The following is a 12,228-nucleotide window of genomic DNA, read 5'->3' as shown; positions in this document are numbered from 1 at the left end:
CACAATAAGGGGGTTAGCCTTCCCTGTAAAAAGGCGGCCTTCCGATCATCTCCGCATGTTGTGGGGATGACAGGAAAACCTGAACAAAGAGGGATAGTATGAACAGAACAATAATCAATGAAACAGAAAATTACACAGCATTTATGCTGAATGGAGAATACTATATTGAGGGTCATGGGATAGAATTGCTGATTCTGTCACCCTCTGGAAGTGAGGAACATGAAATAATGGCCGATTCGTTTGCTGTCGATGCAGACGACGAATCTTTGCGAGTTTGTTTTATGGAATACTATATCGGCGAATTAGAAGGGATTTTCTGTGGTTTTGATGGTCATGTTCGTGTCCATTATGAAGGAGATGACACAGAACCCAAAGCTTACAGCAGTTTTGAGGACGCACTTGAGGAAGTTGCGGGACAAGGGATAAAAAACGGTTATTCGCCAACACAAATGGAGGGAATAACCTATATTGTCTCTGAAGCTGAGTACCAAGCTGAAGTGGCTGAGTATCAGTCTCAACATGTTGATGATTTTTTGATTCCTGACAGCGTGGTGTAGGTATGACAGAACAAGCTTGAATCAGTAGGGATTATGGAGGTGATCCAGTGACCATCACATGACCATCACATACGGAAACGGTAAACCTGTGTATGAAATAACAGCGAGGAAACTATGAATATTGGTTATGTCGTGGAACTGGAAATCGGCGTCTGGATAGCCGAAGGTGAAGGCGATCCATCAAGAACATTAACAATCGCAAACGCATCCGTTTTCAAGACTAGACAGAGTGCGTTAAGGGCACTATACGGAGCAAGAGCCTATAGAGAGTTTCCCTTTGCAAAGATACAGCGGACGTTTTGCTAAAAATAGCAAATGAGGGAAAATATGGATGTTGAGTTTATAGTCAGGAGTGAAATTGCACGGGGCGGATATGATGGCCTCTGCAATTCCGATGGGGAGTGCGGTTGCACACTGGATCAACATTAAATAGGAAATAAAATTTCATTTGAAAATGCCAGAAATAAAATATGGCAATTGGAAGGCTATTTATTGCAGGAAAAATACCCTTGCTAACTCCGAGCATCCCGCTCGGAGCGAAGCGGAGTAACGTGGATGCTCTTGTTGGGCATCCGAATGAAAGGAGACAGACGATGGAAGGCAGAGTGTTGACGTGCGTGTACTGCGGCCACGAATACCCGCAGGAAAACCCGGCATGGGGCAATGAAGTTCTGACGGATCACATCCGTGTGTGCCCGAAACACCCGATGCGGAAGGCCGAGTCCGACATAGCGCTGCTGCGCAATGCGCTTGCCGGTATGGTCGGCGTGAGCGACAAGGCCGAGCTGGAACAGATGGAAATGGCCGTGCGGGTGATTCCCGCACCGGAAGCGGACAAGATTGCCAGCCTGAACGCGATTCACGCGCTGCTGGCTACGTTGCCCAACAGCGCAATAGGTGGAAACTTTCCACCTATTGAAAGGAATTTATGAAAAGAGTTCAAAGAAAAAGGACTAAGGGCTGGAAGATGCCAGCCAATACGGTTTATGTGGGGCGTCCTACAAAATGGGGCAACCCAGTCATAATCAGTGACTTTACAAATGAATCAAACCTTCCAAATGCGGTGATTGCTCGTCATGCTGTCCAAAGCTTTGAAAGCTTACTGCAAGATGATCGACTTGATATTACCGTTGATGAGATAAAAAAGGAACTGCAAGGGAAGGATCTTGCGTGCTGGTGTGCACTGGATCAGCCATGTCATGCGGACGTTTTGCTGGAAATAGCAAATGAGGGGGAATATGAATGTCGAGTATATAGTCAGAAGCGAAATTGAACGTTGCGGATTTGACGGCCTCTGCAATTCAGATGGGGAATGCGGTTGTACACTGGCTGATTTAGCCCCTTGCGGGGGGATTATGGAAGATTGTGAGACTGCCTACAAAAACGTTTGCGATTGCGGGGCTGAAGTTTTTCAAATTTTCAAGAAATCTGGGAAAATCTGTATTGACTGCCGGCATGAGGAATGAAAGGAATATATGAAAAAATATATACATCGTTATGAAGTCCCAAATGTCTGCAAATCCTGTAAGTTACTGGATTATGATTATCAAGATGAATATTCGCCAAGTGTTTATTTTTGCGCAAAAGGGCTTTTCTTCCCAAAGAAAGATTCCTGCAAAAGAAGCAAAACCAGGACTATACTGAAGCCAACTGTAAATGAGGGGTTATGATTAAGCAACTGACAATATCCAGCATAAAGGCATTGGGCGGTGAGGATAAATATGTTGTACTGTGATATATGCCACTTAACTAACGAATCCGACGAAGTGGATTTTGTTGATATATGCTATCCCTGTTATAATACAGACAAGAAGCTCAAAAACTCTCTCATTGCTAAAACTGAGAGATTACAATCAACATTAACTGCTATCAGAGCATGGGCTGAATGGGCGGCAGGTGATGATGGCCATAGGCTTATCCCTGAGGAGTTAATTAAACTGTGTGATGATGCTTTGAAACAACTAAAGGAGAATATATGAAATGGAATCCTGTAGAAACAATCCCGATTGATGGGACTGAAATTCTAATAAAGACAGACACAGGAATTGTAACTGCTTGGTTATGCCGTGAAGAACAACCTACTGATGGTATTTCGTGTGTATATGAATGGGTCTGTTTTGATGATATGTTTACGTTGGACGGCTATGATAATAATATTGAAGGGTGGCTTCCTTTGGATATATTAAATTGAACTTTTTGTTTTGAAAAGGAGAATTTATGGCTAGTATGAACGAAACACAGCAGGAATTATATAGGCATAAGAAAACTGATGGGATCTATGAGGTCATTTGTAATGCTTACATCGAAGCTACATTTGACGACACTCACGAATTAGTAGTTGTGTACCGTAACACAGTGACTGGTGAGAGATGGGTCCGTCTTGCATCAGAGTTCAACGATGGACGTTTTGAACGCATTACAATCAAGGAAATTGATTCAAAATTTTGCCCATACTGTAACACTCGCACATCTACATATAGACATCCTTTCGCAAAAGTATGGTGTCCTAAATGTGGTCTTGTTATTCGAGAAGAAGGAAGAAAATTATGACCCTATGTTCAATTAGTGTAACAAATAACATTTATTTTAGTGTTGTTGTTGCTGGAAAGACGACAAATGAGGTCTTTGAACAGTGGGAACTTGAAGCACCTGCTAGACCGAGGTTCGGAAGAAATTGGTGGTACTGGAAACCAAGTTTTCATTCAAATGGTGGTCGTTTTCGATCATATGAAAATACTGATATAAGCTTTCATTGGCTTTGTTTCTGTATAAATTTTACGGTCTTTTCTTGGGAAAGATCGACTAAGTGAATGGAACAGGAACCATATGAAGAAAAAACGTAGAACCTGCCTCGTGATGTGGCATATATCCCGTGTGTGCGAGTATGGCACACCTGGATGTGTAGCCTATCATCGCAAGAATACGCCACAGGCAGGAATACTTGATGAGTCTAAGGCATAAATATAGAGCAAATGTGGAGGCTTATGTCCAAAGATAAAGAGCTGGATGATTCGGACGCCGTGAATTCTCTCTTCAACGAAGCGGTTCTTGTATCAAAACACAGAGAAAACGATTGAATTTCGTTGAATTTTTGACACTGTGAACAGTTATCGCAATTTTTTTTCATGCAGGGCTTTTCCCGCCAGACATCACGTAACCTACGCCTAAGAAACCGCTGGGATCCATGTTTAATAAATAATTGATATGTTTGTCTTTTTTTAGTTGACATCCGTGACATATCATGTCAGGATATATTCAAGATCAACAACAACAAAACAGCCGGTTGCGCCTCCGGTCAAAAAAAAGAGCATCTGATGAACCCCTAAATGAAAGAGGGCGGTATGGAAACTTCAAGAACCTACGGAATCGAGATTGAGTGCCTGAGTACATTATCCCACCAAGCATTAGCAGCACTGATCACAGAGGCAGGTGTTCCTTGTCAGCAGCAAGGGTACAACCACAATACAACAACTTGTTGGAAGATCGTAAATGACGGCTCAGTGATGGGTTCTGGATACTCCACTGAAGTAGTGAGTCCAGTTCTGAGCGGTGAAGAAGGTCTCCGACAGATCGAGATTGTCTGTAGGGTGCTTGGTGAGGCTGGATGCACTATCAACCGCTCATGCGGCCTGCATGTTCACCACGATGCAAGAGACTTCAAATTTGGCAACTGGAAGAGGTTGGTTAAGGCGTATGCAAAATTTGAAGACGTTCTTGATTCATTCATGCCGGAGTCCAGAAGGAAAAATAACAATACCTATTGTCGCTCCGCAGTGATAGGGACTTTGGGTGGGCTTTGTGAAAAAGTGAATCAGCAAACGAATTATGTGGGCATCAAATCCATGATCGGTACCAGATATGTTAAACTGAACGTGGAATCCTTCCTGAGGCACGGAACGGTAGAGTTCCGACATCATAGTGGCACAATGGATTTTGATAAAATAGCAAACTGGATCAAAGTCACTCAGGCCATGGTAGAAATGAGCCATAATCCACATAAAGATTATGGGTATGGGTCATCAGTACGCAACACGAAAGCCGGAACCTTCGGCGAGTTTTTCAAAGCTTTGAATCTGTCAGACGAGATCAAAGGTTATTACAAAAACCGAGTTCAAGAAGTAAGGAGGGTCGCATGAAGGTGATAGTGAATGACAGGCGTCCCTTTGAACTGGAAGGGACGCCAGCGGAGGTAGTGAACGGATTGAGAAAAACTGCTTGGATGGTGGAACCGTCCAAGATCGAATACATGGATGCCGTGAGGCATCGAGTGCTGATAACCAAGGAGCGGATCATCAGAAACTCATCTTTTTTAGACTTTTTGGAAGACATTGAAAGTCTTGGGCTGTTAACAATTCTGAAGGAGAGGTGATATGTTGTATTTTGCGTATGGCTCCAATATGGACATGGCTCGTATGAGGAGCCGAGGCATCAAAATAGGGGGAGCGTCCCCGCTTACCCTCAACGGGTACAGGTTGGTGTTCAACAAGGTAGGATCCCTCACTGGAGAGGGGTATGCCAACATCATCCCCTCTGGAAAAAATGTGGTGGAAGGGGTTGTCTATGAAATAGGGCCGGAAGACTTTGAGATTCTGGACGGGTATGAAGGCGTTGCAGGTGGTCACTATAGTCGAGTGACATTTGCCAAGGGCAAACTGACAACATATATCGCCAACTTTACCGAGTATGGCCTCAAGCCGAGTCGCGAGTATCTGGAACACCTCTTGGCAGGAGAACCGTTTTTAAGTCAGGAATATTACTCATGGCTGAAACAAACCCCCACCCTGAAAGTCGGTTGGGATCATGACCGGAATCATGGCCGGTATGAGCAGGCGGGACTTTGGTGGAAAAAGAAACGTTATGATGGAGTGGCGTTTTAAATAATAACCAAAAATTTAATGGAGAGGAAAATGAGTGATAAACTGAAAGTGTTTGTGTATGGAACATTGAAGCGAGGGCATGGAAACCACCGTTTTTGCGAGTCGGCATCAAAGATTGAGAAGGCTTCAGTGCATGGGAGTCTGTTCAGGAGTTGGTCATTGCCTTATGCCTCTATCCCATGGAAGATGGTGATAGGCCAGGGATCAGTGCGGGAGGCTGATCTTAAACTCCTGCAAGCCGCCTGCAAGTTGCCGGTATATGGGAACCCGAGAATTTTTGGGGAACTGGTCACGTTCGATGATTGGGATCAGCTAGAAAGTTTGGACATGCTGGAAGGCTACCGTTACGACGGTGCGAGTCATTATGAGCGAGTGTTGACCCAGTGTGTCACGGAGACAGGAGGGATTGAAACCTGTTGGATTTACGTGATTGGCAATAAAGACAGAGCCTTGAAAAAAATTGAATCTGGCGTTTGGCAACCCTGAAAAAACTGGCAAAACATGATAAATCATGCTAAGGTAAATCATGATTTATCACAATTAAAGGAGGTCGATATGAATACGGCTAGAGAATACATCGAAAAATGTTGGTGTCGGGGACTGCTGACCTACAAAGGCCAGATTGTAGGTGGTAGTGCTTTTTTAGAGATCGTTGCCAGAGAGAACTTGAAAAGCAGAGAATTGACTGATGAGGAATTTTCTCTGCTAGAGAAATGTGAGTATGTCACTCACTATCAAGGAAAGAGTGCGGAAGACGCCCGACAGTACCGAGGGTTTTCGCAGATTGCGGTCATGCGCTCCCCTCAGCACTGGTGGAGAGGTCTGAAAACCCCTGTGGGTGCGCCTTCCTATGCGTTATTGAAAGGCAATTCAAAAGGGAAACCTTGGCGAGAGGCGTATTTGGATGAGATCAGTAAGGTGGATGTGATGGAATACGTCAGGGAGTATGGAGAGAAAGCTGTACTGTACTGTTGCGAGAAAGATCCGAAAGATTGCCACCGGAGCGTATTGGCAGAATTTTTGGCTCTACATCTCAATAAACAGATTCCTGAAATAGGAACCGCTACGCCTGTGCAGAGGGTCGTAGAGGTACAAATTAGGGACACTCCACCACCACCAAAGGAAATAAAATTTTCTTTTGATAGTGGGTGGTCAAAAAAAGCGGAACAAATGAGTTTATTTTAGGAGACAGTTCTATGAAAAAAATACACATTGCCACCAGCCCGATGACGGGTAAGATTTATGCCGGATCAATCCTGAAAACAGGTTCGTTTGGAGCGGATAAGCAGGAGGTCACAATCCATGCGCTGGTTGCCGTAGCAGAGCATATCGTCAAACAGGGAAACTCAATCAAAATTTTTGAGGATGACAAGCCGGTGTTTGAGATTGCAGTTAAACGATTAACCTGAACTGAAAGGTGGGTTGAAATCCAGATCGGACTATGATACAACTGTGACAGGGTGGAGCGAAGGCCAAGATTTGCACTTGGACTTCCATGCTGGAAGCATGGCGGTCTGCATTGACCCTACCTTCGCATGAAGTAGAAAAGTATCAGAGTTTTTTGTGGAAGGCAATATGTTTCAAGGTGTAGTCCCAGAGGGATTCCGGAAAATCCTCACAAAATACATACCTCTGTTCAGTGAACAATTGTATGTTTTATGCTGTGGTAACTTTACCACAGAAACCGTTCTATCCCTCAATGGTTACAAGGGGGAAATTCATTCCTGTGATGTCTCAATTTATTCCTGTGTCCTGGGTTGGTACTTCAACGATCAGCCGTTCAGCCTGGAATATGTGGATGCCGAGTGCAAAGTCCCGTTCATTCAGGACTACCTCAATACTCCTGCACGGATGGCCGCAACGGTCATGCTGCTGCTTGATATGGCCGATTATCATGCCCTGAATAATTCCTACAAACAGCGAATGTGGAACGCCTACGTCAAATCGTGGGATTCGCTTGTGGAGCAAACCATCCAGAAGCTTGAGACCAGAAAAAGCCAGATGAAGCTCACCAAATTTCATGGGCGAGATGCCATGGCAATGTTGGATGACTTGCCGACAGGTGCCACAGTCACGACCTACGCTCCGACCTATAGCGGTGGATACGAGCGGATGTATAAGTGGCTCAATACGATCCTGAAATGGGATCCTCCAACCTACACCTCCCTTGATTCTCCAGAGCCGTTTTACCGGAAGATAGTTGAACGGGACGACCTGCGGTGGTTTATTTATTCCGAAAATGAACTGCATGGTAAATATGATTTTCTGGGAGATCCCATATCAGCATTGGATAAGCGGTCTCTGACCATCCACCTGTATAGCAACATCGCCAAAAAGAGTTTTTACCTGGGGTTCCATACCCACAAGGGGAAATGCCCGTATGAGATGCACATCTCCGATGAAATCAACCCTGATGATGATCTGCAAGTAATTCTCAGCAACTCCATGGTTGTGGATTATATCCGCACCCTTTACCTCAAAAAAACAATCAAGTTTTCAGGGGGTACGTTCAATTTCCTGGTCACGGTCAACAGTAAGATTATTGGAGTCATTTGTGCTGAACTCCCGACACTGACGATGAACAATGAGGATGGAGAACCACTTGAAAACAGCTTGTATTTGCTTTGTGACATGGCGGTGAATCATACCGTGTATAAGCGGTTGTCAAAACTGGTGCTACTGGCATCTTTGTCCAAAGAGTTCCAGACTATGATGGAGCGCAAGGCGGTGAACAAGTTCGATTATACTGTCACAACAGCATTCTCCAAAAATCCGGTTTCCATGAAATATCGGGGGATTTACAAGTTGATTACCAGAAAGGAACAGCAGGACGAGGATCATCCGTATGTGTTGAACTACTATGGCGTTATGGGGCAAATGACCTTGAAACAGGCATTGCAGAAATGGTGTAAACATCACAGGAGTAAATAATGCAAATTGACATGGGAAATCCGAACCTCAATCAGGCGATTGATGTTATCAATCAAACCCTCGGCGGCAAAATCAAACTTGCGGTGGCCAATCCACGGAACCTCACCCTGCTCGATGAGAATGCCCGGTATATGAACCAGTTTCAGTACCAGGGTTTGCTGAACAACATTCGGGAGGACGGGTTTTTGTCTTCCGTGCCATTATGCCATCTGGAAAAAGATGGCAGACTGGTTGTATTGTCAGGGAACCACAGAGTTCAGGCGGCGAAAGACGCTGGGATTGAGAAAATACTGATTTTGTACCGCTCCGACCTGAGCAAATCAAAAAAGATTGCGGAACAGCTCGCCCACAACGCACTTGTTGGACAGGACGACAATCAGATTCTCAAATCCTTGTGGGATCAGATCACAGACCTCGATTCCAAGATCAGGGCTGGGTTGGACTCTTCCCTGGTGGAAGAATTGGAAAAGATCAATTTCTCTGCGCTGAACAACGCTAGAGTGGCATTCGAGACGGTGCAACTCCTATTCCTCCCAGAAGAATTGCAACGCTTTGATGGGCTTTTAGAGGATGCCAGGTTCAATCTAGCCTGTAACCAACACTATTTATGCGCCATGGGTGCCTATGACCAGGTTTTCAAGATGCTGGTAGGCATAAAAAAGGAGTTCAATATCAAAAATACGGCAGTCTCTTTTCTGCAATTGATGGAGTGGGCGGAACTGGGCAGAAAGGTGTCGGAAGAGATCATTTCCAGAGCAAAACAGGAAGAAGAACAAAGACTGGCAGAATAAAAGACCGAAAGCCACTGATAAGAAAGTTTTTTATTGGGTTGGGATAATCCGAAAATGGGCGTAATAATATGAAAAAAAACGTAACACCAAAGAAAAAAATCAAAAAAGTCCTCACAGAGAACCAGTTGAAGGCGATTGAACTGGGTTTCTTCGGTGTTGATTCCCATCGCAAAACAGCAGAAAAGCTTGGCATTTCCACCACCACCTTGAGTCAATGGAAGTTAACGACCTGGTACAACCAAGGCGTTGCGGAGTTCGCCTCACAGTGCAGAAGACAAGCGATCCGTACCCTGCAAGGGAAAAAACACCTGGCAGGCTTGACCTTGTTCAATCTGCTGGGCAGTGAGAACGATTCTGTGAAACTCCGAGCCGCAATTGAGATCCTCAATTTCGGAAAAAACGTAACGGACATTCCTGAAACATTCATGGATCATGTGTACGAAAAGCAGATGACCGCTTTGGAGACGGCCAGAGAGTTTGAAAAACATGGGTACAGTATCCCTGAGTCCCTTAAAATGGCATTATTGAAAGAATTGAACTTTGTAGGAGAGAAGAATGAGGCCGCAGGGATTAAATTTGACTTCGCCAACGTCCCCTCAGAATTCCTGGCAGCTCTTAGAAGCAGCATTGAAGACAATGCCAGAGAAACTGAAGGCCCAAATCAACCAGGAGATGTCTCAACGGGAGCTGATTGAGTTCGTGAAATATACGTTCCCTGAGTACCAGGCAAACTGGCACCATAAAGTGCTGTGCCGGTACCTGGAACGCTGGGCAAATGGGGAGATTAAACGGCTTATGGTTTTCATGCCCCCACGACATGGGAAGGCTCTTGAGGTGAATACGCCCATTCCAACCCCAGACGGGTATAAGCGAATTGTTGATTTGGTTCCAGGCGATAAGGTATTTGATGAAACAGGGGCAATTTGTGCAGTGGTTGCCAGAAGTGAGATTTTCACCAGTCGGACTGTTTACCGTGTTACAACAGATGATGGAGACTCTATTGTTGCAGATTCAGAACATGATTGGGTGGTTCGTCTTTGCAGGAAGCATAAGAAGTATCGGGTTTATAATACTCAAGAGTTGTATCAGCGAACATTAAACATGAAGGATTACAGGAAGCCCCTTGTGCAACGGCAAGGAGCTTTAGAACTTCCTCCAAAAAGACTAAACATTCCCCCGTATGTTTTAGGGGTCTGGCTGGGAGATGGACGTACCACATCAGGGTTTATTACGTCAGGAGTACACGAAGATCAGGAATTCATACGTTCTGAGATACAAAGATCAGGGTATCCAATCAGGAGTCATAAAGATCGGAAAAACTTTGGGGTTCTGGGCTTACAAAAGCAATTAAGAGCAATGGGCTTATTAGGCAACAAGCACATCCCTGCTGAATACCTGCGAGGGAGTAAAGAACAGAGGCTCAGTCTTCTACAGGGATTGATTGATACCGATGGATATGTGTCACCTACAGGACAAGTCGAATTCACTTCGGTGAATCATAATTTGGCCCAGTGTGTCAGGCAACTTGTAAATTCGTTAGGATACAAAGCATCCTTGATTACAGGGGACGCTACGCTATACGGGCGATTTATCAGCCTGAAATATCGGGTACTGTTTTATATGCCGGATGCAGCCCGTTTGCCAAGAAAAAAGAGTCTCTGTATTCATCCACAAAGAGAACACCGTTTTCTTGATTTTGAACCTGCGGGGATGGCAGACACCGTGTGTATCCAAGTCGATTCACCCAGTCAGATGTTTTTATGTGGGGAGAGTATGCTTCCAACACATAACAGTGAGCTAGTCTCCAGGAGGCTCCCAGCCTGGATTTTAGGCAGACTTCCAAAGAGCCAGGTGATAATGGCCTCATACTCACAGGGATTGGCCAATGCGATGAGTCGCAAGGTTCGTGGAATCTTGCAAAGCGAAACTTATCAGGCAATTTTCAAGACAAGGCTCTCCCAGGAACGATCCGCAGTGGAAGAATGGCTCACTGAGGATGAGGGAGTGTTCAAGGCAGCCGGTGTGGGCGGTGGTATCACTGGGCATGGATTCACCCATGGAATTATTGACGACCCCATCAAAAACCGAGAAGAGGCAGAATCCAAGACGGTTCGGGAGAGTATTTGGGACTGGTACACCTCCACCTTTTACACCAGACAGCAAAAAGGAGCCTCCATCCTGATCAATATGACACGTTGGCATGAAGACGACCTTGCCGGAAGAGTGATCAAGCAACAAACGCAGGATGCTAACAGTGAAAAATGGACAATTCTCAGTTTCCCAGCAATTTGCGAAGCTGAAAAACACCCCGATGACCCAAGAATCGAGGGTGAACCATTGTGGCCGGATTTTAAGAACGAATTCGACCTGGCACACGTCCGTTCAACGCTTGGTATCTACGATTGGACTGCGTTGTTTCAACAGAAACCTGCCCCAGCAGGAGGGGCACGAATACAGCGTGGCTGGTTTAATATCATCAGCTCCAACGAACTGCCGGACGGGTTGCAATGGGTACGGTTCTGGGACTTGGCGGTTTCAGCCAGAAAAACTGCGGATTTTACGGCTTCGTGCGCTCTTGCGGTAGGGCGAGACAGCACTATTTATATCAAAGACATGATCCGGATGAGAGATGAATGGCCCAAAGTCCGAAAGACGATCACGCAAACCGCCCTCAATGAGCGGATCCATGTGGGAATCGAAGAAGCGGGACAGATGAAAGGCTTCATTGATGATTTGCTGGATGACCGGACGCTGGCAGGAATTAGCATCAAGGGATTCAGGCCGGATCAAGACAAGCTCACCAGGTCGCTCCCCTGGATCACTAGAGCGGAAGCGGGAAAGGTGAAGCTGGTGCGTGGAACGTGGATCAATGATTTCTTGAATGAGTGTCAGGTGTTCACCGGAGCAGGAGATGCAAATGATGACCAGATCGACTGTGTTTCAGGTGCATATCAGATGGTTGCTTCCTCAACTGGGAGGTCATTATCAGTCGGTCGTTTATCAGGGTTGTAGATTTTTTTTGCTTTATCTGCATTTATTTAGTAAATTAAGTGCAGATTTCGCAATCAGCCA

14 protein-coding genes and 1 pseudogene are annotated in these 12,228 nt (G+C 45.3%); all 15 read left to right on the top strand.

Annotation, left to right across the window (positions count from 1 at the left end):
- The first annotated feature begins 98 nt into the window (after window positions 1-98).
- The 15 genes and pseudogenes from HQM11_07815 to terL all read left to right on the top strand — a co-directional run bounded on the left by HQM11_07815 (window position 99) and on the right by terL (window position 12,168).
- Window positions 99-557, top strand: a complete 459-nt coding sequence (locus tag HQM11_07815; protein ID MBF0350924.1) for a hypothetical protein — start codon at window positions 99-101, stop codon at window positions 555-557.
- Window positions 558-986: 429 nt separating this feature from the next.
- Window positions 987-1,073 (top strand): annotated as a pseudogene (locus HQM11_07810) (hypothetical protein).
- Window positions 1,074-1,150: 77 nt separating this feature from the next.
- A complete protein-coding gene (locus tag HQM11_07805; GenBank protein MBF0350923.1) occupies window positions 1,151-1,489 on the top strand; it encodes a hypothetical protein in 339 nt (112 codons plus the stop codon).
- Window positions 1,486-1,830 (top strand): DUF4326 domain-containing protein, encoded by a 345-nt coding sequence (locus tag HQM11_07800; protein MBF0350922.1) that lies wholly within the window; start codon window positions 1,486-1,488, stop codon window positions 1,828-1,830. Before HQM11_07805 ends, HQM11_07800 begins: the two co-directional genes overlap by 4 nt.
- Before the next feature lie 702 nt (window positions 1,831-2,532).
- Window positions 2,533-2,748 carry a hypothetical protein gene (locus tag HQM11_07795; protein ID MBF0350921.1) on the top strand — a complete coding sequence of 72 codons (216 nt, stop codon included), beginning with the start codon at window positions 2,533-2,535 and terminating at the stop codon, window positions 2,746-2,748.
- Window positions 2,749-2,774: 26 nt separating this feature from the next.
- Complete coding sequence (locus tag HQM11_07790) at window positions 2,775-3,107, top strand: hypothetical protein (protein ID MBF0350920.1); 333 nt, start codon at window positions 2,775-2,777, stop codon at window positions 3,105-3,107.
- Window positions 3,108-3,898: 791 nt separating this feature from the next.
- Entirely contained in the window at window positions 3,899-4,693 is a 795-nt protein-coding gene (locus HQM11_07785; GenBank protein MBF0350919.1) for an amidoligase family protein, read from the top strand.
- Window positions 4,690-4,926, top strand: a complete 237-nt coding sequence (locus HQM11_07780) for a hypothetical protein (GenBank protein MBF0350918.1) — start codon at window positions 4,690-4,692, stop codon at window positions 4,924-4,926. Before HQM11_07785 ends, HQM11_07780 begins: the two co-directional genes overlap by 4 nt.
- Before the next feature lies 1 nt (window position 4,927).
- Window positions 4,928-5,434: a gamma-glutamylcyclotransferase gene (locus HQM11_07775; GenBank protein MBF0350917.1), complete on the top strand. Its 507-nt coding sequence runs from the start codon at window positions 4,928-4,930 to the stop codon at window positions 5,432-5,434.
- A 30-nt stretch (window positions 5,435-5,464) separates the two neighbouring features.
- On the top strand, window positions 5,465-5,920 hold the full coding sequence (locus tag HQM11_07770; protein MBF0350916.1) for a gamma-glutamylcyclotransferase: 456 nt from the start codon (window positions 5,465-5,467) through the stop codon (window positions 5,918-5,920).
- 69 nt (window positions 5,921-5,989) lie between these two features.
- Complete coding sequence (locus HQM11_07765; protein MBF0350915.1) at window positions 5,990-6,619, top strand: DUF488 family protein; 630 nt, start codon at window positions 5,990-5,992, stop codon at window positions 6,617-6,619.
- An 11-nt stretch (window positions 6,620-6,630) separates the two neighbouring features.
- Entirely contained in the window at window positions 6,631-6,843 is a 213-nt protein-coding gene (locus HQM11_07760; protein ID MBF0350914.1) for a hypothetical protein, read from the top strand.
- Between the two features lie 166 nt (window positions 6,844-7,009).
- Window positions 7,010-8,365, top strand: coding sequence for a hypothetical protein (locus tag HQM11_07755; GenBank protein ID MBF0350913.1), 1,356 nt, complete (start codon window positions 7,010-7,012; stop codon window positions 8,363-8,365).
- Window positions 8,365-9,156, top strand: a complete 792-nt coding sequence (locus HQM11_07750) for a ParB N-terminal domain-containing protein (GenBank protein MBF0350912.1) — start codon at window positions 8,365-8,367, stop codon at window positions 9,154-9,156. Before HQM11_07755 ends, HQM11_07750 begins: the two co-directional genes overlap by 1 nt.
- A gap of 555 nt (window positions 9,157-9,711) precedes the next feature.
- Entirely contained in the window at window positions 9,712-12,168 is a 2,457-nt protein-coding gene (terL, locus tag HQM11_07745; protein MBF0350911.1) for a phage terminase large subunit, read from the top strand.
- The last annotated feature ends 60 nt before the right edge of the window (window positions 12,169-12,228 follow it).

This window comes from SAR324 cluster bacterium, assembly GCA_015232315.1.
Lineage (GTDB): Bacteria > SAR324 > SAR324 > SAR324 > NAC60-12 > JADFZZ01.
This window is presented reverse-complemented; position numbering and strand designations above follow the sequence as displayed.

What these genes read in the sequence shown, in the direction of transcription:
- HQM11_07770 (MBF0350916.1), top strand. Translation starts at nt 5,465, where the DNA reads ATGAGTGATAAACTGAAAGTGTTTGTGTATGGAACATTGAAGCGAGGG.
- HQM11_07790 (MBF0350920.1), top strand. Translation starts at nt 2,775, where the DNA reads ATGGCTAGTATGAACGAAACACAGCAGGAATTATATAGGCATAAGAAA.
- HQM11_07760 (MBF0350914.1), top strand. Translation starts at nt 6,631, where the DNA reads ATGAAAAAAATACACATTGCCACCAGCCCGATGACGGGTAAGATTTAT.
- HQM11_07765 (MBF0350915.1), top strand. Translation starts at nt 5,990, where the DNA reads ATGAATACGGCTAGAGAATACATCGAAAAATGTTGGTGTCGGGGACTG.
- HQM11_07755 (MBF0350913.1), top strand. Translation starts at nt 7,010, where the DNA reads ATGTTTCAAGGTGTAGTCCCAGAGGGATTCCGGAAAATCCTCACAAAA.
- terL (MBF0350911.1), top strand. Translation starts at nt 9,712, where the DNA reads ATGAGGCCGCAGGGATTAAATTTGACTTCGCCAACGTCCCCTCAGAAT.
- HQM11_07815 (MBF0350924.1), top strand. Translation starts at nt 99, where the DNA reads ATGAACAGAACAATAATCAATGAAACAGAAAATTACACAGCATTTATG.
- HQM11_07785 (MBF0350919.1), top strand. Translation starts at nt 3,899, where the DNA reads ATGGAAACTTCAAGAACCTACGGAATCGAGATTGAGTGCCTGAGTACA.
- HQM11_07780 (MBF0350918.1), top strand. Translation starts at nt 4,690, where the DNA reads ATGAAGGTGATAGTGAATGACAGGCGTCCCTTTGAACTGGAAGGGACG.
- HQM11_07800 (MBF0350922.1), top strand. Translation starts at nt 1,486, where the DNA reads ATGAAAAGAGTTCAAAGAAAAAGGACTAAGGGCTGGAAGATGCCAGCC.
- HQM11_07805 (MBF0350923.1), top strand. Translation starts at nt 1,151, where the DNA reads ATGGAAGGCAGAGTGTTGACGTGCGTGTACTGCGGCCACGAATACCCG.
- HQM11_07750 (MBF0350912.1), top strand. Translation starts at nt 8,365, where the DNA reads ATGCAAATTGACATGGGAAATCCGAACCTCAATCAGGCGATTGATGTT.
- HQM11_07795 (MBF0350921.1), top strand. Translation starts at nt 2,533, where the DNA reads ATGAAATGGAATCCTGTAGAAACAATCCCGATTGATGGGACTGAAATT.
- HQM11_07775 (MBF0350917.1), top strand. Translation starts at nt 4,928, where the DNA reads ATGTTGTATTTTGCGTATGGCTCCAATATGGACATGGCTCGTATGAGG.